This window comes from Pseudomonas sp. TE3728, from assembly GCF_056279145.1.
On record NZ_JBWBQT010000001.1, the window covers coordinates 2,267,275 to 2,287,821 of the forward strand.

A 20,547-nucleotide genomic window follows, 5' to 3' on the forward strand; every position below is an offset into this window, starting at 1 on the left:
GACTCCTTAGAAGCCCAAGCTCAGATGTTCGGCAATCGGGCCCAGCGCCAGGGTCGGCAGGAAGGTCAAACCACCTACCAGCAAAATGGTCACGGTCAACAGGACCACGAACAGCGGGCCGTGAGTCGGGAAGCTGTTCTGGCCGATCGGCGCGGTTTTCTTCATCGCCAGGCTGCCGGCCAGGGCCAGTACCGGGAGGATGTAACCGAAGCGACCGATCAACATGCCCAGCCCCAGCATCAGGTTGTGGAACGCGGTGTTGGCACCGAAGCCGCCGAACGCCGAGCCGTTGTTGGCACTGGCCGAGGTGTAGGCATAAAGCAACTGGCTGAAACCGTGAGCACCGGGGTTACTCACCGCCGCGACCGGGCCAGGCAGACTGGCAGCAATCGCGCCGAGCACCAGCACGCCGACTGGCATCACCAGCAAGGTCACCACCAGCAACTGGACTTCCCTGGCTTGCAGTTTCTTGCCGAGGTATTCCGGAGTGCGGCCGATCATCAGCCCGGCGAGGAATACCGCGATCAGCACGTTGAGCAACATGCCGTAGAGCCCGGCCCCGACGCCGCCGAAAATCACTTCGCCGACCATCATGTTGACCAGCGCGACCATGCCGCTCAGCGGATTGAGGCTGTCGTGCATGCCATTGACCGAACCGTTCGACGCCGCCGTGGTGGTTACCGACCACAGCACCGTGGCGGTGGTGCCAAAACGCGCTTCCTTGCCTTCCAGCGGTGCGGTCTGTTCGACGGCGACGTTGGCCAGGGTCGGGTTCGGTTGATATTCAGCCCACAGCGACGTCGTGCCGCCGATCAAAAACAGCGCCAGCATGCAGGCGATGATCGCGCGGCTCTGACGCAGGTCTTTCACGTAATGGCCGAAGGTGAACACCAGCGCCACCGGGATCAGAATGATCGAAGCGACTTCAAACAGGTTGCTCCACGCCGTCGGGTTCTCGAACGGGTGCGCCGAGTTGACGCCGAAGAAGCCACCGCCGTTGGTGCCCAGTTGCTTGATCGCAATCTGGCTGGCGGCCGGGCCGAGCGGGATGACCTGATCGACGCCCTGCAGGGTCACGGCGTTCACGTACTGGGCGAACGTTTGTGGCACGCCCTGCCACACCAGATACAGCGCCAGCAGCAGGCACAGCGGCAGCAGGCCGTAGAGGGTGGCGCGAGTCATGTCGACCCAGAAGTTGCCCAGGGTTTTGGTCGACTTGCGACCGATGCCGCGACACAGCGCTACCAATACCGCCAGGCCAGTGGCAGCGCTGACGAAGTTCTGCACGGTGAGGCCGACCATCTGACTCAGGTAGCTGAGGGTCGCTTCGCCGCTGTAGGACTGCCAGTTGGTATTGGTCATGAAGCTGACGGCGGTGTTGAACGCTTGCGTCCATTCCTGACCCGGCAAATTTTGCGGATTGAGCGGCAAATAATTCTGAAACAGCAGGATCGCGAACAACAGCAAAAAACCCGCGAGGTTGAAGGCGAGCAAGGCCAGGGTGTATTTCTGCCAGCTCTGCTCAGCCTGTGGATCGACACCGCTCACCCGATAGCAACCCCGCTCCACCGGCCCGAGGATCGGCGACAGCCAGGTGCGCTGCCCTTCCATCACCTTGTAGTAGAAGCGCCCAAGAAACGGTGCCGGGATCAGCACCACGGCGAAGAAGGCGAGGATCAGCCAATAGTCATAACTGTGCATAGCCGCTCCTAGTTCCGGTCCGCGCGCAACAGCGCAACCAACAGATAAATGAACAGCCCCACTGCCAATAGCAGTGACACTCCGTCCAGAACGCTCATGGAAATTCTCCGTGTTACGGCGTATTGCCGCGTGTGGAGTGATTGTCGGGAGGGAGGCTGTAAAGGCGCGAGATCGAGGGGGGTGGCGGGGCATAAATAAAGCGTAAAGAGTGGGGGTATGGTTTTGTTACAGCGGTGTTCCGGCGGGCCTCATCGCGAGCAGGCTCCCACAGGAGTTCGGCGTTGTACGGACGACGACATTCCAATGTGGGAGCGAGCCTGCTCGCGATAGCGCCAGAACAGGCGTCGACGCCCCTAACTGGAGCACAAAAAGCACTCATCCAGCCGCGAACATCCCCGATACGACAGCTTTCAGCGCTTTACGACGCCCACCTGAAAAATGGCACGCCCACTGCACACGCCTTCCCCCGAGCTTTTCCAAACCGTTCAGGGAGCAAGGCATGAACACACAACTCAAACCCACGCTGGGCACGCTGCACCTGTGGGGTATCGCGGTCGGGCTGGTGATTTCCGGTGAGTACTTCGGCTGGAGTTACGGCTGGGGCGTGGCCGGGACACTGGGCTTTCTCGTGACCTCATTCATGGTCGCCACGATGTACACCTGCTTCATCTTCAGTTTCACCGAACTGACCACCGCGATTCCCCATGCCGGCGGTCCCTTTGCCTACAGCCGCCGCGCCTTTGGCGAGAAAGGCGGTTTGATTGCCGGGTTGGCGACCCTGATCGAATTCGTCTTCGCCCCTCCGGCGATTGCCCTGGCGATCGGCGCCTACCTGAATGTGCAGTTTCCCGCCCTTGACCCGAAACACGCGGCGGTCGGTGCCTACATTGTGTTTATGGGCCTGAACATTCTCGGCGTGAAACTGGCCGCGACCTTCGAACTGGTGGTCTGCGTATTGGCGGTCGCCGAATTGCTGGTGTTCATGGGCGTGGTCGCCCCGGCGTTCAGCTTCAGCAACTTCGCCCTCAATGGCTGGGCTGGTGCTGACGTGTTCGGTGCGCCAGCGATTGCCGGCATGTTCGCAGCCATTCCGTTTGCCATCTGGTTCTTCCTCGCCATCGAAGGCGCGGCCATGGCTGCCGAAGAAGCCAAAGACCCGAAACGCACAATTCCCAAGGCCTACATCAGCGGCATCCTGACCCTGGTGCTGCTGGCCATGGGCGTGATGTTCTTTGCCGGCGGCGTCGGCGACTGGCGCACCCTGTCGAACATCAACGATCCGCTGCCGCAAGCCATGAAAGCCGTGGTCGGCGAAAGCTCCGGCTGGTTGCACATGCTGGTGTGGATCGGCCTGTTCGGCCTGGTGGCGAGTTTCCACGGGATTATTCTCGGCTACTCGCGGCAGTTCTTTGCGCTGGCCCGGGCCGGTTACCTGCCAGCATCCCTGGCCAAACTGTCGCGCTTCCAGACCCCGCACCGGGCGATCATCGCCGGTGGCTTGATCGGCATCGCGGCGATCTACAGCGACGGCTTGATCAACCTCGGCGGCATGACGCTGACGGCGGCGATGATCACCATGGCGGTATTCGGTGCGATCGTGATGTACATCATGAGCATGCTCAGCCTGTTCAAACTGCGCAAAACCGAACCAAACCTGGAACGCACTTTCCGCGCGCCCTGCTACCCGTTGGTGCCATTCATTGCGTTGATGCTCGCGGTGGTTTGCCTGGTGGCGATGGCCTGGTTCAACACCTTGATCGGGCTGATCTTCCTCGGCTTCATGGCAGTGGGTTTCGTGTACTTCATGCTCACCGCGCAATTGCGGGCCGATGCGCCGGCGGATGCGATGTTGACCGGGCTTTAACCTCACACTCGGCCCCAAGGAGCTGCCGAAGGCTGCGATCTTTTGATCTTCATCGATGCATCTGGCGTCGAAGATCAGGATCAAAAGATCGCAGCCTTCGGCAGCTCCTACGGGGGAATGTGCAAGTTTTGAAGACGTGGCGCAGATGAACGGGACATAACAGGCCTAGAATGGAACCACTGCGAAATTCCATCGCTCAAAAGTGGTATGCAGGATCGATCGGCGAACCCTCGCCCACCGGCCTGCCCTTAAGGAGAGCCGTTATGCCTTGGTATGCCTGGTTGATTCTGATCGTTGCCATCGGCTCGATCGTTGGCGGCTTGATGATGCTGCGCGACACCGCCAACAAGGTCGAATTGACTGAAGAGCAACGTAAACGCGTCGCCGAACGCAATGCGGAAGCGGATGCCAAGGATGCGCAGGACCGCTAGATCAAAAGATCGCAGCCTTCGACAGCTCCTACATGGAATATGCGTTTCCCTGTAGGAGATGCCGAAGGCTGCGATCTTTTTGCTCTTGCTTTTAGCGCTTACTTTTCCCAATCGGCCTTGGCAATGTGCAGGCCATGCAGCCCTTTATAGGCCGCACGTTCCGGCTGGCTCCAGCCTTCAAGTAACGACTCCTCCAACCGATAAATCTCAACGCCTAATGGGCGACACACACTCAATGGATCCTGCGCATCCGGCCCCCACATGGCCAGTGACAAATCCCCACCCGGGCACGTCGACAACGCACACAGCAAATCAATCTCGGCAAAGAACTCCAGGTAATCGCCCTTCTGCGCCGGACAGGCTTTCATGAAGTACATGTCGTCGTGGTTCAGACCAGTGCACTGGAAAATGTTCAGCACATCATGCACGTCAAACTCGGTCAGGCCATGGGGTAACACGGCGCGCGTCAAATTCGAGTGGCAGTGATGATGGAAGTCCTCGCCGGTGAGCATTTTGTTCACATACGGATCGCACCGCGTCCCCAGCAAGTCGTGCAAACGCCCGCCATGTTCGTCGATGCCGTACCCGGCCAGGCTATCGTCGGTGATGGTCACCAGCGGCCGCAAAAATGGCAGGTTCGACCAGAGCCGGTCATGAATGCTGACATGCGCCCCCTGTAACTGCCGGGTCCGCGCCGCCCATAAGCGTTCGCGCGGGTCATGAGCATTCCAGACATTGAAGTCCCCGACTTGCGGGCCAACCGGGGTCGTGACCCTGAACACATGCCCGGCCGGCACATTCCAGGCGCGGCCAGTGCGGATCGGCACTTCGAACTGTTCGATCAGTGTGCGCCCCTCTTTCTTGTCCCGGACTCTCTCGTAGAAAGCCGTGTCCACCTGCAAGGCCGAGCCTTTGCTGACTTGATAGGCCGCCGGATAGTCTTTGTACATGGCACAAATCCTCGATCAGTGATGGGGAGAAGGGGCAAGCATCTGCAACAGGAGGTGTTCGGAGTCGTCGAGATAAAGGCTCATGGCGTCCCCGGCCGCGGGTTTGTCGCCGTCGGCCAGCAAGTCATGTATCTGCCGGTCACGCGCCAGCCAAGGCGCCTGAAAACGTGATTCATCGGGAGCGGTGCAAAACACCAGGCGCAGTTGCGCGACGACATTGGTGAAGAACTCATCGAACAACGGACTGCGCAGCAATCCGACGATGTGTTGATGAAACGCCAGGCTGTGGGTGCCGACGGCGCGCCAGTCCTCACGCTCCCGGGCCAGCTCGGCGGCCTCCAGGGCTTCGAGCATCCGGTCGGACTGATATTCACGTAATGGCTGACTGGCGCTGATGGCTTGCAGCTCCAGGGTGCGACGGACCTTGAACAGATCGCGCACATCCTCGACACCCAACCGGCGCACCATCACGCCTTTGTTGCGGACATAACGGGTCAGCCCTTCCTGACCCAGACGGTGCAACGCCTCGCGAATTGTATTTCGCGAGGCGTTGTAAGCCGACACCAGATCGTTTTCCACCAGCGCCATGCCCGGCAGCAAACGACCGCCGATGATGTCAGCGCGCAACTCCAATGTGATGTGGTCGGCCAGGGACAGTCCGCTGCTCATACTCAACGCCTCGTGATTGTTCAACAATCGTCAGCGAATGAGTAATCACTATTCGTGCCATCTACCTTGAACTACTCCTCCCAGTATTTGAACAACACACTGGCGTTCACGCCGCCAAATCCGAAGCCGTTGGATAACGCGTAATCGATGGTCATTGGCCGCGCCTGACCGTGAACAATGTCCACACCTTGCGCCGCCGGATCCGGGTTATCGAAGTTGAGCGTGGCCGGCACCACCTGATCGCGGAGCGCCAACAGCGTAAAGATCGCCTCGATCCCGCCAGCAGCGCCGAGCAAATGCCCGGTGGCCGATTTGGTCGACGTCACCGCTATCTTGTTGTCCGAGCCGAACAACGACTTGATGGCCGCCAGCTCCCCCAAATCCCCAACCGGGGTCGAGGTCGCGTGAGCGTTGAGATGCTGCACCTGCGCCGGCGAAATGCCCGCCTGGGCCAACGCCAGCGACATCGCCCGACGCGCACCGCTGCCATCTTCAGGCCCCGCGGTCAGGTGATAGGCATCGGCACTGGTGCCGTAACCGACCAGCTCAGCCAACGGCTGAGCGCCGCGCGCCAAGGCATGTTCCAGGGATTCGATCACCAGCAGGCCCGAGCCCTCGCCCATCACAAAACCGTCACGACCACTGTCGAACGGTCGCGAGGCGCGTTCCGGGGTGTCGTTGTAACCGCTGGACAACGCCCGAGCCGCCGCGAACCCGGCGAGGCTGACACGATCGATTGCCGCTTCCGCCCCGCCACACACTGCAATGTCCGCCTCACCGCAGCGAATCAGCCGCGCCGCGTCACCAATCGCCTGAACCCCGGCCGCGCACGCCGTTACCGGAGCGCCCAAAGGGCCCTTGAAACCATGCTCGATCGACACATGGCCCGCCGCGAGGTTGACCAGAAACGACGGAATGGTGAATGGCGACAAGCGTCGCGGGCCACGGCTATCGGTAGTGCGCACCGCATCGGCAATCGCGCCGAAACCACCCACACCCGAGCCGATAATCGTGGCAGTGCGCTCCTGGGCGTTGACGTCCTGCGGATGCCAACCGGCCTGCTCCAGTGCCTGACGCGCCGCCTCCATGGCAAACATAATGAAGCGATCCATCTTCTTCTGCTCTTTGGGCGGCGTCGCCCGGTCCGGATCGAAACCCGCCTCGGGATCTTCCGCCAGCGTCTGCACCGCGCCACCGACCTTGGCCGGCAGATCGGCAACCACCTCGTCCGGCAACGCCCGCAACCCGGAACGCCCGGCCAACAAACGTGCCCAAACCGCTTCAACGCCACTACCCAACGGCGACACCAGGCCCATGCCCGTGACGACTACTCGACGATTACTCATAACGCAAATACCTCAAGCCGATTCATGGCGCCTCACTTGTAGCGTGTGGCGGCCGTGCTTCTGGACAGATTCGGCGCCATCGCATGACGCGCCGCCATAAAGGCCTCCCACTCGGAGGCATTCGGTAACGAAGGAATGGTGATCAACTCACCCTGGTCCAGACCCGACAATGCCGCGTCGACCATCTCCCCCGCTTCCATGATCATGTCCGCCGGAATCTGGGACGCATCGATACCGGAGCGTTCCAAAATCTCGGTGCGTGTTACCCCCGGCAACACCGCTTGAACCTGAACCCCGGTGCCCTGCAGTTCGGCGTTCAACGACTGAGTCAGGCTCAACACATAAGCCTTGCTCGCGCTGTACGTCGCATTGAACCGCTCCGGGAACAACGCCACCACCGAGGCAATGTTTATAATCGTCCCGCGACCGGCCTTGGTAAAACCGGCCGCCGCTGCCGAAGCCAACCGCGTCACTGTAATGACGTTCAGCTGAATCAAACGTTCCAGCTCATCCAGAACCGCGTTGGCCAGCAAACCATCCGCCGCGACACCGGCGTTATTCAGCAACAGGCTGATACTCGAATCGCTACGCAGGCGCTGTTCAAGCTTCAACACATCCTCCTTTTGCGTCAGATCCGCCTTCAGCACCTCCACCTGAACACCATGCGCCGCGCGCAACTGGCTCGCCGCAGCCTCCAGCCGTTCCTGATCACGGGCCACCAGCAACAAATCAAAACCGCGCGCCGCCAACCGCTCCGCGTAAACCGCACCGATGCCGGAAGAAGCACCGGTGACGAGGGCCGTACCTTGGTTCTGGACAGAATTCATTACGGTGCTCCAAAGAGGATTGCGTGAGAGAAAGGCCAGCGCTTGAACGTCAGTGCGCTTCAGCGAATCGAAGATATTATAGGCATAATCAAATCACCATATGATAGCCGTAATTTTTCCCGTCCAGATGAAAGGCGCCAGATCGCCCTCTGCGGCACTATGCAAAAAGGCCGGTCAATGACCGGCCTCTTGGTGTGGATTTACAAGTTTAGTTCACTTCCAGCTTCTCGCGATTCTTGTCCAGAATGGCCTTGCCAATCCCCTTCACTTCCAGCAATTCGTCAACGGACGAAAACGGCCCATTACTCTCACGATACGCAACAATCGCCTTGGCCTTCGCCTCACCAATCCCGGACAACTCGCGCTGCAGAGTCGGCGCGTCAGCTCCATTGAGATCGACCTTGGCGGTTTGAGCCTTGGCGGCAGCATCCAGCATCAAGGGTGCCTTGGCAGCCTCTGGCGCAGCCGTCTGTGTAGCCGTCGGTGCAGCAATGGCCGCAATAGAGGCGCTGGTGAGCAGGGCAAAAACCAGAGAGTAGAAATAGCCAGTACGCATAAATGAAGCTCCATGACATCGATTGAGAAAGCAGCTTTTCCGAAGCTGCCTTCCAAACTTAGGCGATGTCTGGAGCCTGTCAAAAATGTGTCCGTTACAGGATGTGAAACAATCAGGGTTCGAGGCGGCGTTGCTGATGAATCCAGTCGACAATCTCCCCGTCGGGGGTATAGCCGCTGACCGTTTCGCGCAGGAGTTGGCGCACGCGGGAATAATCGTCCTGCTCGACAGCCAGCAACAAATCAGTCAAACGGCTCTTGAGCACATCCCAGGGCAAATGATCTTCGTTGGCGGTCATGATCATCGGATGCGGCGTCGCCGCGACGTTATCCCCGATCAGCAACTCTTCATAGAGCTTCTCTCCCGGACGCAGGCCCGTGAACTCGATCGAAATATCGCCCTGGGGATTTCGCTCGGAACGGATGCTCAAACCGGACAGGTGAATCATCTTCTCCGCCAGCTCGACAATCCTCACCGGCTCGCCCATATCCAGCACAAACACATCACCGCCCTGCCCCATGGAACCGGCCTGAATCACCAGTTGCGCGGCTTCGGGGATGGTCATGAAGTAACGGGTAATCTTCGGGTGCGTGACCGTCAAAGGCCCACCCGACTTGATCTGGCTGTGGAACAACGGAATCACCGAACCGGACGACCCCAACACATTGCCAAAACGAACCATGGTGAAACGGGTTTTATTGACCCGGGATACATTGGCTTTATCGCCAAATAGCACCGGAGCAATTTCACGACTAAGGGCCTGAAGGGTCAACTCCGCCAGACGCTTGGTGCTGCCCATGATGTTAGTCGGACGCACGGCTTTATCGGTGGAGATCAACACAAAGTTGGCCACACCCGACTGCAAGGCAGCCTGAGCAGTGTTCAACGTACCGATGACATTATTGAGCACGCCTTCAGCGATATTGTGCTCGACCATCGGCACGTGTTTGTAAGCCGCTGCGTGATAAACGGTATCCACACGCCAGGTCTTCATCACATCAAGCAGTTTGTGCGGATGACGGATGGAGCCGAGAATAGGCAGCAACTGAACCGACACCGACTCACGGCTGGCGCGCTGCTCCAGCTCTGACAGGATGCTGTAGAGGTTGAACTCACTGTGTTCGAACAGAATAAGCGTGGTCGGGCCAAGGGAGAAAATCTGCCGACACAGCTCCGAACCAATCGATCCGCCGGCGCCAGTAACCATCACTGTCTTGCCTTTGATACAGCGCTCAAGCAAATCGGCCTGGGCTGGCACGGCATCGCGGCCGAGCAAATCGGCGATATCCACTTCCTGAATGTCTTCAACCTTGACCCGACCGCTGGCCAGATCGGTGAAGTTCGGGACGCTTCGTACATGAAGCGGATAACCTTCCAGCAGATTGAGAATTTCCCGGCGTCGGGCGCGGGTGGATGATGGGAGCGCCAGGAGGATTTCCTGAGCGCCGGTGACGTCGATCATCTGCTGGATGTGTTTGGGTTTGTAGACCTGGAGGCCTGAAATAGAGCGATCGGCGATGCTGGAATCGTCGTCGACGAATGCGACTGGGCGCATGACTCGACCCATACGAAGTGCTGCTACAAGCTGATTGCCGGCCACGCCTGCGCCGTAGATGGCGACTTTGGTGAGGCCGTCGTCACGGCTGGTGAAGGGGACGTGCTGGGCGGCGGTGAACCAGTCGCCCATGAAGTATTGGCGCATGCACAGGCGTAGGCCGCCGATGATGACCATGCTCAGCCACCAGTAGTTGAAGATGATGGAGCGTGGGACGACGGTTTGGTGGTTGCTGTACCAATAGACGACAACCGCCAGGATCAGCGATGACAGGCTGACCGCCTTGACGATTGCGATCAGCGCATCATTGCCGAAATAGCGCATGACGGCGCGATACATGCCGAAGCGTATGAAAAGCGGGATAGCGATAATCGGGGCACAGGCGAAGAGCCAGAAATGGGCCCTGAGCGGGTTGTACATATCGTCTACACCGAGGCGCACGATGAAGGCGAGCCATAAGGCGAGCCACACCAAAACCACATCGGTAGCGACCTGTATCAGCCTTTTCTGCCTACGAGGCAACCCCAACAAAACTGTCCGCACTTTATCCATTCACGCATTCGAGCACGTAGCTCCCTCCTTCACAGTCGTCGACCGGCATTGTAACCTCAATACACCAACGATCAGCCGAATTCTTGTCCGATAGCCGCCCAGTCGCGCTGGTCCGTTCCAACGTTTCAGCACGAGCATTTTGTTGAAAGCATAGCTACAATTCATCGAATGGCCGAAAGTAAGACGTTCTTGAATTTGCGAATTGAAGACCTTCAGCATGATGCCGATAAGCCATGACTGGACACACATTCATTGGTCTAACGAGGCGGTGAACCAGATCACTTCCAAATCCCTGTGCTCCTGATCCGATATTGGTCAATTTATAACGAGACAACATGTCCGAAAATCTTATAGCTCACTCGCAAACTGTGGATATCGAGCGCCGCAGCGCTATAAAAAATCAGCGCCCTATTGTGATTTGGCTAACGGGCCTGAGTGGGGCTGGCAAATCATCCATTGCAAATGCCTTGGAGTTAGCATTATGCGAAGCGGGCCGCCATACCTATTTGCTTGATGGTGATAATGTTCGGCTTGGACTCTGCCAGGACCTGGGATTTAGCGACGCAGATCGTGTTGAAAACATACGACGTATTTCAGAAGTAGCTAAACTATTCACTGATGCGGGGCTAATCGTCATCACGGCGTTTATATCTCCATTCATACGCGATCGCGCCTTGGCCCGCGATGTGATTGGCGAAAAAAGCTTCATTGAAGTTTTCATCGATACGCCGCTGAGTGAATGCGAGCGGAGAGACCCTAAAGGCCTTTATAAAAAAGCCCGAGAAGGACTGATAAAGAACTTCACAGGTATCGACTCTAGTTATGAGCCGCCGTTGAATCCACACATCAGGATTAATACGTTAGAGGACGATCTTGAGGCAGCGGCTCAGCGCATTATCGACTTCATTAATAAGCAGCCGTCGAAATGAAGACGTTAGTCATCATTGGTGCGGGATTCAGTGGAACAGTCGCCGCCATAGAATTCTTACGTTCTGCCCCACCCGGCGCCAGACTCATAATCATCAACAGATCTGGAACCGTTGCACGCGGTCTGGCTTACGGCACCAGCAGTTCAAAACATCTGCTTAACGTACCCGCTGGCAATATGAGTGCATTGGCGGACAAACCTGACTCTTTTCTACAGTACTGCCAGTCTTTGTTGCCAGATACAACATCAAGTTCTTTCGTATCCAGAAAACTATACGGAAACTATTTGGCATCACTTCTGGACAATACCGAGCTCAACGCAAAAGCGAATGTCGCTATCGAGCGGATAACGGCTGAAGTCAAAAGCCTGACCCCTCATGAGCATGGGGCATATATTGAGTTGTGCTCAGGCGAAAAAATATTTTCCGATCAAGTCATTTTAGCGTTTGGTCATTTTCCACCGCGTAATCCTGCCGTACTTCAGGACGTACTGGACTCTTCCAGCTACATGGCAAACCCTTGGAACGGCCCGGTCTCTCTCTCCGAGAATCCACACGCGTCAATTTTGTTGATTGGGGGTGGCCTCACTGCTCTCGATGTGATTTCCAGCCTGAGACAAGTATCCAGTACCGGTCAGATTTATATGCTGTCTCGTCGCGGCCTTCTGCCATTGGCGCACCGAACGACTAAAAGCGCATCGCAAGCACCGATTTCATTCCACGATGAACTACTGAATGCAGCACCCACGGCCCGGAGCTATTTACGCTCAATCAGGGCACAGATTAAGTCCAGCGCAGCATCCGGCATCAACTGGCGAGACATTATCGCGGCCGTACGCCCTATTACATCCAGTCTGTGGATCAGGCTTCCCGAGCATGAGCGAAGCAGGTTTTTACGCCACGTACAACCTTACTGGGACGTCCATCGCCACCGAGTAGCGCCAGAGACTTACACGCATTTCGATGAAGCGCTGAAACATCAAAAAATCGTGCCGATAGCCGGTCGAATCAAGTCCATTGAGCTTCACAATGGCAAACCGCTCGTATCCATCCAGTCACGCGGTACACAAGACGTCAAGAAAATACCCGTTGATCGCATCATAAACTGCACGGGCCCTAATTCGAATCCAAACTTGATAGAAGAGCCGCTGATACAACAGCTTATCAGCGACGATCTGATTTCTGTCGATAGCCTGGGCTTGGGGCTTTTGGTGGATAACCAGTTGGCGGTCACAAGCAAAGACGGGACCCCTTCCGAGTGGCTGAGTTATGTCGGCCCGATGCTAAAAGCCAACTTCTGGGAGGCAACGGCGGTACCGGAACTACGTCTTTACGCCTCAGCACTTGCCAGAAAAATATCGAATAAATTCAGAAACCTATAGAGTTCTCTTGTGAATAGCCCTACCGCCCCTGATGCAGCAGACATCTTCGGCGGTGGGATGCAACATCAACTCGAAGAACTGATCAGGAACACATCAGATAATGAAAGCTGTACTTGTACTCGGCGACTCCCACGCCTTGGTTTTCAGCTCTGAGCAAATGAAAATCCTGTTTCCTGAGTACTCATTTGAAGTGACGTCCGTTGGCGGCGCCACGGTCTCCGGATTAAAAAATCCAAACGCCGTAACCCAGGCAATGCCGCAATATATGTCGGCACTGGAAACAACCACGGCGAACACTGTGATCGTGATGCTTGGCGAGGTCGATACGGGCTTTGTGATCTGGTACAGGGCTCAAAAGCATGGCAGTTCCGTAGAGCAGATGCTTCAGCAGGCTCTCGAAAACTACCAAAAGCTCTTGCTGGATGTGGCAAGCAGATTTCACGTCATCTGCGTCAGCACTCCTCTTCCAACCATCCGAGACAACATGGACTGGGGAGAAGTAGCCAATTTGCGAAAAGAAGTGAAAGCGTCACTCTCGGACAGAACATCACTCACCATAAAGTTCAACACACTCATGGAAGCCTTTTGCGTCCGCGAAGACATAAGCCACCTGAACTACGACAGTTGCTCTATGGATGAAAGCGGCACGTTGAAAGCATCACTTCGCAACCCAGACCCCAATGATCACCATTATAATCCATCTGCCCATGCACTGATGATTGAGCCCCTCCTGAGCCCTGTGCTCAAACAGTACACAAGCCTCAAGCGAAAGAGCTTCGACAACCTTGATACGGCGGATGAGCAAACACCTGAAAAGCGCTCCTTCCTTCGTAGACTTTGGGTTTCACTTTTCTGCAGACAATAAAAAATCGCTCAGTGGCGATTTCCTGGGGACATCTCATTGTGCTTCAGCGAAGTCGCGGACCGTGATTACCAGCAGATGCAATGGCCCTTGGGGGTCCATTCCAATTGCTGGTTTTCAACATCTCAGCCAAAGTGGCGATGTGTGGTCTCTAGATCACGCACCCGATCGACTGTTTTTCAGTCAATTCTCGAAGCCGGTTTTTCCAGCAACCACATCGAAAATTGCTCCACGCCCTGTTCGAAGCTCACGGTCGGAGCCCACCCCAGAGCGTTTTTTGCACGGTCTATGTTTAATACGCTCACCGGCACATCAAAGCCTCGACCCGACAAGTATTGGCGGTTGGCGACTCGCCCGGTGATCTTTTCGATCGTATCGAGCACTTCATTCAAGCTATGCCCATGACCTGAACCAATGTTGAATACGTGTTCTTGCCTCGATGGCTCAAGAGCCGCGAGCAGGGCTTGCACGACATCGGCAACATGAATGTAGTCACGAACGACGGAACCATCACCCCAAATCTCGATCGGTTCATCCCGCAACACTTTACCCAGGAACACGGCTACCGCACCTTGGCTGGCGTGCGTGCGCTGACCTTCACCGAAGGGATTAGCCAAACGCAGAACGGTGTAGTCCAGGCCATGCAGACGATGGAAAAGTGCCAGATACTTTTCGATCGCCAGTTTCGCAATCCCATAAGAGCACACAGGATCTGTTGCGTGCGTTTCAGGGATTGGCACCTGGATAGGGTCACCGTAAACGGTGCCACCCGATGAAACGAAAATCACCTTCTTGACGCCCGACTTGAGCGCCAGCGTCAGCAAACGAATCGTCGCGACGAGATTGCTTTCCACATCAAAAACGGGGTCCGCATTTGAAGACTTCGGCAATGTGGTCGATACCAAATGGTAACAAATATCGCAATCTTGCAACGCTTCACTTATATCAGCTTCGCTGGTGAAATCGCCTTCATACAGTTCGAAATGAGGATGCTTTGCGTGAGAGTCTCCAAGCTCGACAACATTCGGCCGATCAAAACAACGTACGGCATGCCCCTGATCGAGCAACGCGTCGATCAAATGGGTACCGATGAAGCCTCGTCCGCCCAATACCAGCGACCGTACTACTGCGCCAGTCGAGCTGTTCTCGGAATTTTTCAACGTTTGCCTCCAATGCAGCAGGTTCGATCTGCCGCTTCGCGCAGCAGTGGCCAAGTCACCTTGTGGCTGTCCTCGACCTGATCGCCCCTAGCAAATACTTCAAATTTAACAGCAATAAGTGGCGCACCAAACAGGTACCGAAGCGCCGAAGAGTTAGACAGGCAGCATCACAAAGTTCTCTACTGGCCTCGACCGAAAATGACACGCTACCGCCCAGCAGCTTCTGCGTTTCACGTCACGATCTGTGTAACCTCCCTCTCAACACCGCCATACGCCTGATAAATACCAACAGGCGCCTGGCCGCGTCGAGACGGCATCGTCATTCAAATGCCTGGCTTTACCAATTGCGCTAACTTCGATTCGATGTCTCGTTCGAACAGACGTACATATTGAGCAGCTACAGCGTCGATCCGATAGCGGCTTGAAACATCTTTCACCAATGCCAGGGCATGCTGGTGTTTATTTTTGTCACTGGCAAAAGCGGCGATGATTTGCGCCGCTTTCTCGATCGGGACTTCCCAATCCTCCAGACAGAGTACCTCTCCCGCGATCTCATCTTCTATGGTTAGCATGTTTCTGATGTCACCCACGTCAGAAGCGATGTACGGTTTACCGGCAAAGAGGCAGTCGACAATCGTCAGAGGAAAACTCTCAGATTTGAACTTGGTCAGCATGATGCCCATGTCCGCCGCCGCATAGTGACCGACGGCGTTATCGCTAAAGCCGGCCAGATAGACGAACTCAGGTACTCCAGCCCGGCAGTACTCATCGTAGACCGGTCCATTCCCGACCAGTATCAGACGGATATCCCGACCCGAGATGACTCGAGCTCGCTCGACAGCCTCAATAGTTTCATCCCATCCCTTGTCAGGAATTGCGCGACTGACACAGCACAGTACAAAGGCATCTTCAGGTATATCCAGTTGCGCGCGTGGAATGGCAACAACCTTTGGAGGTTGTAATCCATTTGGCACTTTGACGAACCGGTCGGACGGTTTGTCATACAGCGAAAAATTCGAGAAGGGAACAAGGTTCTTCTCGGCGGTATAGACCCATGTGCTCACGCTGTCATCAGCCGTACGAAGCTGCTCCTCAGTCACGCCAAAGGCATCTTCATGCTCAATCATCCCGTGCAGGGACGCGACATGAGCACCTAACTCGGAGAAAACATCCGGCACATGTAGCGGATAGCGCTGGATGTGCCACTGATGGGTGTTGAGTGCTTCAACCCCAAAATCGCGGATGATCGTCTTCACTGCGTCTACTTCTGAGGTCTCGACGAGCGGGACATCAGTCCGGAGCATATTGCGCACACCATCCTCACGCAAGGTCAGGCCAGCACTGAGCAGGAATACCGAAAGCCCTTGACGCTTGAACTCGTTCGCCAACCGAATAGGGAGGATCTCGGCTCCGCCAGGATAGAAACCGATCGTCGAAACCATAACATTCGGTTTTCGACTCGCGCGAGCCTGCAGGATCGCGTCTTTATTGTACCAACGCAGAAACTCTTCGTTAGAGTGTCCAACATAGTGGTCATAAAGTCGTTTACTCCCCTCTTCACAGCGCTCAAGAACAGAAAGCGGCACGTTATACAGCGCCTGCACGGTCTGGCTCGAGATCCCGAGTTCACGATAGAAAATCTCTTTCCTGTAGGTGCTCTCAGCAGCGCTGCCTTCGTAACGGCGGAAGAAGTTTGTCCCTTCAGTGGAGTAGGCAATCTTGCCACCCCGGAGAATATGAAGGTAAAAAACCCAGTCGCCTGCAACACGCATCGACAACCACGATTCGTCTTCCAGCAGCGGTAGATCGGTAGGACGCTTGAAAAGCGTGCCACTGGCGTTAGGAATCGTGTTCTTGATGCCCAACCCGGTGCGCACTTCGTTGTGAGCGGTCTCTACGTAGGAACTTCTCCACTTTTCAGCGCATTCCAGATCGTAAACATACTTATGGAATTCATCTTCCATAATGACTTCGTCGCTGCTGACGAACTCGCATTTAGCATAAGCGAGCATCACGGCTTCATCGTCGAAACAACGGACAAGTGCTTCCAGGAAGTACTCATCACAGTAGTCATCACTTTCAGCAACCCAAACCAAATCACCGGTCGCTGCCTTGATGCCCTTGGCCCATTGACGGAAAACACCACCCGAGTTGGTTTCGTTGAACAACTTCACCGTCACGTCAGGGAAGTCGGCTGCGTATTGGCTCAGTACCGCTCGACTTTGATCGGACGAACAGTCATCCATCAAAATGACTTCAATATTCTTATACGTCTGCCCATAGATGCTATCCAATCGACGACGCAAGAAACGCTCGTGATTGTAATTCGGCACAATGACCGAAACTTTGGGCATGATCGTGTTCGACTTGATATCCAGGAGTGCGCGAGTCGTTTCATTCACACGACCGAAGCCGCCCAGTCGATCCGGCTCAAGGAAGAGGCCTTGCGACCAATCGTTCCAGGCGTTCACGAACACAAGACGACGATCTTCAGCGTGGGCAGCCCTTACACCGGCAATCGCCGCATCGAGCCAACGACGATATTCTTTGGCGTTAAAACGCGTATAAACAAGCGGAGAATTTGGCTTCAGCGCGGTTTCATCACGCCCAAGTGTAATGGCGTGATAGACCGGAGAGGATTGATGCTGAGCACGTTCCGCCCGCAACACGCCTTGCGAAGCAACGACGGAATATGGAACGGCAGCAATTCCGTTCTTTTGCTGAGGGACAAAGACGCCCGTTTCTCCCGGCACGGGAGCAGCTGGAAGATCAAGAACAGCATCACACAGACCTACCAGGGTCTTGTCCAGCCCCCCCCCACTTGCTTGCGACAACTGGCCAATCAGATAGACATTGACGCCAAGATCGACCAGTTGACTGCGCAGCTGACGAAGCGCATCCGCGTCAGTCTGCACGTTGCCTGGTATCCCGACCACAACCACCGAACGACCGTCGATTTGTATGCACCGCTTATCGGACACTGCAGGCAACAGCGCGGCAGCCAAAGACCCTTTAAGACCTTCAGGATGCAAATCTGTCTGCGTGCAGAACGTGAAGTCGATACTTGGATGCGCAATAAATACATCCAGCGGCTGGGCTGATTGAACTGCGTTGGTATCCACATTCAGTTTAAAGCAGAAGCCATACACGCCATGACGCTTTGCAAGCTGCGCCTGTTTGTCCAGAACCTTCCAGTCCTGCAAGTCGTAGAAGCCAAACTCCTCATGAGGAACCAGCAGTTGCGAGTTGCCTTTAGACGCCGGTTTGGCGTTACGCAACGCATCCCACGCAGGAGACGTGTAAAATGCGAGCAGTTTGATATCGCTAGCCACTTCGCCAAATCGAATGTCTTTTTCATGACGAACGATTGCGTCAGGCACTGCAATCCGCTGTTCCGACGCACCGGCGACAACGTAGTGCCATAACGGATTGACCCCGGCACTGCTGATATCTTTATAGGTGCTCAGGTACGAAAGGGTATCAAAGTCAGGAGAAGGATTTCGGCCGTCGAACCAACCCTCTTCGCAATAGTGTCTGATCGGATCGATAGACGCATCGAGCTCGGTGTACATCGCAAGATAAAACGCCTCATCGAAAAAACCGGACTTTCTGATCACGTCGACCTGCGCGTCAACTACAGCCTTGGGAACAGGCAAACGCACAGGTTTTTCAACTGCCTTAGGCTCAGGTGCCACAACAGATTGCACGCGCGGCGCACTCGATTGCACTACTTTAGGAGCAGAATGGGAGGTGATCGAACGCCCCTCCACTTGACCGCACTTGAGATAATGGACCAGCGGGTTCACCCGCGCAGCGGCAACATCCGGGTTATCGAAAAGATACTTCGAGGTACTGAACAAGCCAGAAGGATTACGGCTTTCCCTCCAACCGTGAAGCATGTAGTGCTTGAGCGGATCAATACCTTGATCTCGCACATCTGGGTTGCTGGTCAGATAATAATCGGCATCAAACAGAACGCTATCGCGCACCAGCTGGACAGTTGCTTTGTTAAAGAAATCGCGTCGTACCCTCAAGACTTCAATAATCTTGCCCAGCGAAGGAACGCTGATCGGCCGAATGGCCCGACGGGCAATGCGGCCGACCCCGCGCAAAGGCGAAGTGACCCGCCAGGAGCGCGAATCCAGAAGCTGATTGAGTTCCTGCTTCAACGAATGAACATCGGCTTCTTTTTCCAGCACGATGCGCACGATTTCGTTTTTCAGGTTACCAATCTCGCCTTCACGCTCGATGATGGCGTGTTTGAGGTTGGTGACCTGCCCATCACGCTCGCCAACGACATGATTGAGATGGGAAATCTGCCCTTCACGCTCAACCACTGCGCGATTGAGATGGGAAATCTGCCCTTCGCGCTCAACCAACGTGCGATTGAGAGCGTCGACGTTTTGGGTATGACTGTTAATCGCGCCTTCATGTTCGATAATGGCATGGTCGAATGCACCCAGTTGAGCTTCAAGCTCCACGACAGAATGCCGGAGACTGCTGATCAGACCTTCACGCTCTACGATACTTTGTGTCAGGCCAGCGATCTGCCCATCACGCTCAACAAGCGTATGAGTCAGGTTTGCGATCTTCTCGTCATACTCGACAACACTGGCATTGAGGTTCAGATGGCCGACCTGCCCCTCCAGATCGACCACCCGATGGTTGAGTTGAGCAATCTCTGTATCACGCTCGACAACCAGATGACTGAGATGGGTGATCTGCGCATCACGCTCGCTCGTGGCAAAGTTGAAACTTGCGATTTGCGCCTCAAGCCCGGCAACCGCTTGCGTCAAAGCGGAAATCTGAAGCGTACGCTCACCCAGGCGCTGATGGCGCCCTCGAATCAGCTTGATTGCCCGCAGTGCCAACTCCAGCTCCTGCTCGGAGAAGGTCTCTTTTGACTGCGGTAGCTGCGTGTCATACCCAAAAACATCAAAGTCTTCGGCATACAAAATCCGGATCAAACTTGCGCTGCGCTCAGTCACGAACTCTGGCAGATAGGGAATCAGACTCTCGTTCGCTCGACGCTCGGCAAAAGGATCGGGAACATACTCACCCAAACGCTCCGACAGCGCTTTACTAAGCTGCGCAGACTCTTCGATCTTGACCAGCTTGGAGTAGTTGATCAAATCCGGCCTAAGCAGGACGGCTTGTGGCGTCCAGTGCTGATCCCAATAGGAAGGTGCTTCCTGACTGGCGAGATGCTCCAGGAAACCTTCAAAGGCCAACGCGATGTCATCCGAATTTCTCAACGGTTGATGAAAGAAATCCCGCTGAAGATAAGGTCCAATCTGCTGCGGCTCTTGCAGCAGCAATTTTGATTGCCAGGCCGAAAAAATTCGCTTGTAAGGGTTTCTGACGACAGCAAATCGGAAGTACGAGTCGGAGGTCAGCGCCTCAGAAAGCTCTTCCGAAGAAAGACCGGTAAGGTGTGGTGCCACTTTATGCAGCTCATGAACAACCTGATCCGGATTACTTTCTGCACTATCAGTGATACTGCTCAGCGCTTTCGAGCAGCCCTCTAAAGAAGCAAACCACCATTTGAGAGATGTGCATGCAACTTTTGGTGTACTAACGTAGAACAGCTTGTACTGCTCCGAACGATAGCTATTCCACTGGAGATAGTTGAATACTTTCTTTTCGTCGCTCGGTGGCCAATCACTAATATTTAGCATATACGTCAAAAGATCCTATGAATGTGCTGTCATGCAGCACCAAACTGCCAAGCTAATAAATTAACTGCACAAGTCATTCCGCTTGTGC

At 55.5% G+C, this 20,547-nt stretch carries 15 protein-coding genes; 5 read left to right on the plus strand and 10 right to left on the minus strand.

The genetic code is table 11. From position 1 onward, the window contains the following. Nucleotides 1-6 precede the first annotated feature (6 nt). Nucleotides 7-1,701, minus strand: a complete 1,695-nt coding sequence (gene kdpA / locus ACZ89R_RS09595) for a potassium-transporting ATPase subunit KdpA (RefSeq protein WP_429545933.1) — start codon at nucleotides 1,699-1,701, stop codon at nucleotides 7-9. Between the two features lie 8 nt (nucleotides 1,702-1,709). Then, nucleotides 1,710-1,799 carry a K(+)-transporting ATPase subunit F gene (kdpF, locus tag ACZ89R_RS09600; RefSeq protein ID WP_007899818.1) on the minus strand — a complete coding sequence of 30 codons (90 nt, stop codon included), beginning with the start codon at nucleotides 1,797-1,799 and terminating at the stop codon, nucleotides 1,710-1,712. A 401-nt stretch (nucleotides 1,800-2,200) separates the two neighbouring features. On the opposite strand from kdpF, the gene eat reads away from it, so the two are divergent. Then, complete coding sequence (eat, locus tag ACZ89R_RS09605) at nucleotides 2,201-3,565, plus strand: ethanolamine permease (protein ID WP_429545932.1); 1,365 nt, start codon at nucleotides 2,201-2,203, stop codon at nucleotides 3,563-3,565. A 263-nt stretch (nucleotides 3,566-3,828) separates the two neighbouring features. Next, entirely contained in the window at nucleotides 3,829-3,996 is a 168-nt protein-coding gene (locus tag ACZ89R_RS09610; protein ID WP_008006000.1) for a DUF2897 family protein, read from the plus strand. Between the two features lie 98 nt (nucleotides 3,997-4,094). On the opposite strand, the gene ACZ89R_RS09615 is transcribed toward ACZ89R_RS09610, so the two are convergent. The 6 genes from ACZ89R_RS09615 to ACZ89R_RS09640 form a co-directional block, all read right to left on the minus strand. After that, a complete protein-coding gene (locus tag ACZ89R_RS09615; RefSeq protein WP_401172976.1) occupies nucleotides 4,095-4,946 on the minus strand; it encodes an urea carboxylase-associated family protein in 852 nt (283 codons plus the stop codon). A 15-nt stretch (nucleotides 4,947-4,961) separates the two neighbouring features. Beyond that, nucleotides 4,962-5,615, minus strand: coding sequence for a GntR family transcriptional regulator (locus ACZ89R_RS09620; protein WP_401172975.1), 654 nt, complete (start codon nucleotides 5,613-5,615; stop codon nucleotides 4,962-4,964). A gap of 71 nt (nucleotides 5,616-5,686) precedes the next feature. Further along, complete coding sequence (gene fabF / locus ACZ89R_RS09625) at nucleotides 5,687-6,961, minus strand: beta-ketoacyl-ACP synthase II (RefSeq protein ID WP_429545931.1); 1,275 nt, start codon at nucleotides 6,959-6,961, stop codon at nucleotides 5,687-5,689. 32 nt (nucleotides 6,962-6,993) lie between these two features. Continuing rightward, nucleotides 6,994-7,788, minus strand: a complete 795-nt coding sequence (locus ACZ89R_RS09630; protein WP_429545930.1) for an SDR family NAD(P)-dependent oxidoreductase — start codon at nucleotides 7,786-7,788, stop codon at nucleotides 6,994-6,996. A gap of 208 nt (nucleotides 7,789-7,996) precedes the next feature. Further along, a complete protein-coding gene (locus tag ACZ89R_RS09635; RefSeq protein WP_429378590.1) occupies nucleotides 7,997-8,344 on the minus strand; it encodes a ComEA family DNA-binding protein in 348 nt (115 codons plus the stop codon). Between the two features lie 112 nt (nucleotides 8,345-8,456). Continuing rightward, the gene (locus tag ACZ89R_RS09640) at nucleotides 8,457-10,451 is read right to left on the minus strand and encodes a polysaccharide biosynthesis protein (protein ID WP_429544032.1); all 1,995 of its coding nucleotides are present in this window, start codon (nucleotides 10,449-10,451) and stop codon (nucleotides 8,457-8,459) included. Nucleotides 10,452-10,786: 335 nt separating this feature from the next. Between ACZ89R_RS09640 and cysC the strand changes: the two genes are divergently transcribed. From cysC to ACZ89R_RS09655, 3 genes are all read left to right on the plus strand, one after another. Further along, nucleotides 10,787-11,380: an adenylyl-sulfate kinase gene (gene cysC / locus ACZ89R_RS09645; protein WP_429544033.1), complete on the plus strand. Its 594-nt coding sequence runs from the start codon at nucleotides 10,787-10,789 to the stop codon at nucleotides 11,378-11,380. Continuing rightward, nucleotides 11,377-12,759: an FAD/NAD(P)-binding protein gene (locus ACZ89R_RS09650; RefSeq protein WP_429544034.1), complete on the plus strand. Its 1,383-nt coding sequence runs from the start codon at nucleotides 11,377-11,379 to the stop codon at nucleotides 12,757-12,759. The genes cysC and ACZ89R_RS09650 overlap by 4 nt, the downstream gene beginning before the upstream one ends. A 100-nt stretch (nucleotides 12,760-12,859) precedes the next feature. After that, nucleotides 12,860-13,624, plus strand: a complete 765-nt coding sequence (locus ACZ89R_RS09655; protein WP_429545929.1) for an SGNH/GDSL hydrolase family protein — start codon at nucleotides 12,860-12,862, stop codon at nucleotides 13,622-13,624. A gap of 176 nt (nucleotides 13,625-13,800) precedes the next feature. Here the strand turns inward: ACZ89R_RS09655 and ACZ89R_RS09660 are convergent, their stop codons facing one another. Together ACZ89R_RS09660 and ACZ89R_RS09665 are read right to left on the minus strand one after the other, a co-directional pair. Continuing rightward, nucleotides 13,801-14,781, minus strand: a complete 981-nt coding sequence (locus ACZ89R_RS09660) for an NAD-dependent epimerase/dehydratase family protein (protein ID WP_429545928.1) — start codon at nucleotides 14,779-14,781, stop codon at nucleotides 13,801-13,803. Between the two features lie 323 nt (nucleotides 14,782-15,104). After that, nucleotides 15,105-20,459, minus strand: coding sequence for a glycoside hydrolase family 99-like domain-containing protein (locus tag ACZ89R_RS09665; RefSeq protein ID WP_429545927.1), 5,355 nt, complete (start codon nucleotides 20,457-20,459; stop codon nucleotides 15,105-15,107). Between the last annotated feature and the right edge of the window lie 88 nt (nucleotides 20,460-20,547).

Coding starts and splice junctions, on each gene's coding strand:
- cysC (WP_429544033.1), top strand. CDS start 10,787: ATGTCCGAAAATCTTATAGCTCACTCGCAAACTGTGGATATCGAGCGC.
- ACZ89R_RS09620 (WP_401172975.1), bottom strand. CDS start 5,615: ATGAGCAGCGGACTGTCCCTGGCCGACCACATCACATTGGAGTTGCGC.
- ACZ89R_RS09610 (WP_008006000.1), top strand. CDS start 3,829: ATGCCTTGGTATGCCTGGTTGATTCTGATCGTTGCCATCGGCTCGATC.
- ACZ89R_RS09665 (WP_429545927.1), bottom strand. CDS start 20,459: ATGCTAAATATTAGTGATTGGCCACCGAGCGACGAAAAGAAAGTATTC.
- ACZ89R_RS09640 (WP_429544032.1), bottom strand. CDS start 10,451: ATGGATAAAGTGCGGACAGTTTTGTTGGGGTTGCCTCGTAGGCAGAAA.
- ACZ89R_RS09635 (WP_429378590.1), bottom strand. CDS start 8,344: ATGCGTACTGGCTATTTCTACTCTCTGGTTTTTGCCCTGCTCACCAGC.
- ACZ89R_RS09655 (WP_429545929.1), top strand. CDS start 12,860: ATGAAAGCTGTACTTGTACTCGGCGACTCCCACGCCTTGGTTTTCAGC.
- kdpF (WP_007899818.1), bottom strand. CDS start 1,799: ATGAGCGTTCTGGACGGAGTGTCACTGCTATTGGCAGTGGGGCTGTTC.
- fabF (WP_429545931.1), bottom strand. CDS start 6,961: ATGAGTAATCGTCGAGTAGTCGTCACGGGCATGGGCCTGGTGTCGCCG.
- kdpA (WP_429545933.1), bottom strand. CDS start 1,701: ATGCACAGTTATGACTATTGGCTGATCCTCGCCTTCTTCGCCGTGGTG.
- eat (WP_429545932.1), top strand. CDS start 2,201: ATGAACACACAACTCAAACCCACGCTGGGCACGCTGCACCTGTGGGGT.
- ACZ89R_RS09615 (WP_401172976.1), bottom strand. CDS start 4,946: ATGTACAAAGACTATCCGGCGGCCTATCAAGTCAGCAAAGGCTCGGCC.
- ACZ89R_RS09650 (WP_429544034.1), top strand. CDS start 11,377: ATGAAGACGTTAGTCATCATTGGTGCGGGATTCAGTGGAACAGTCGCC.
- ACZ89R_RS09630 (WP_429545930.1), bottom strand. CDS start 7,788: ATGAATTCTGTCCAGAACCAAGGTACGGCCCTCGTCACCGGTGCTTCT.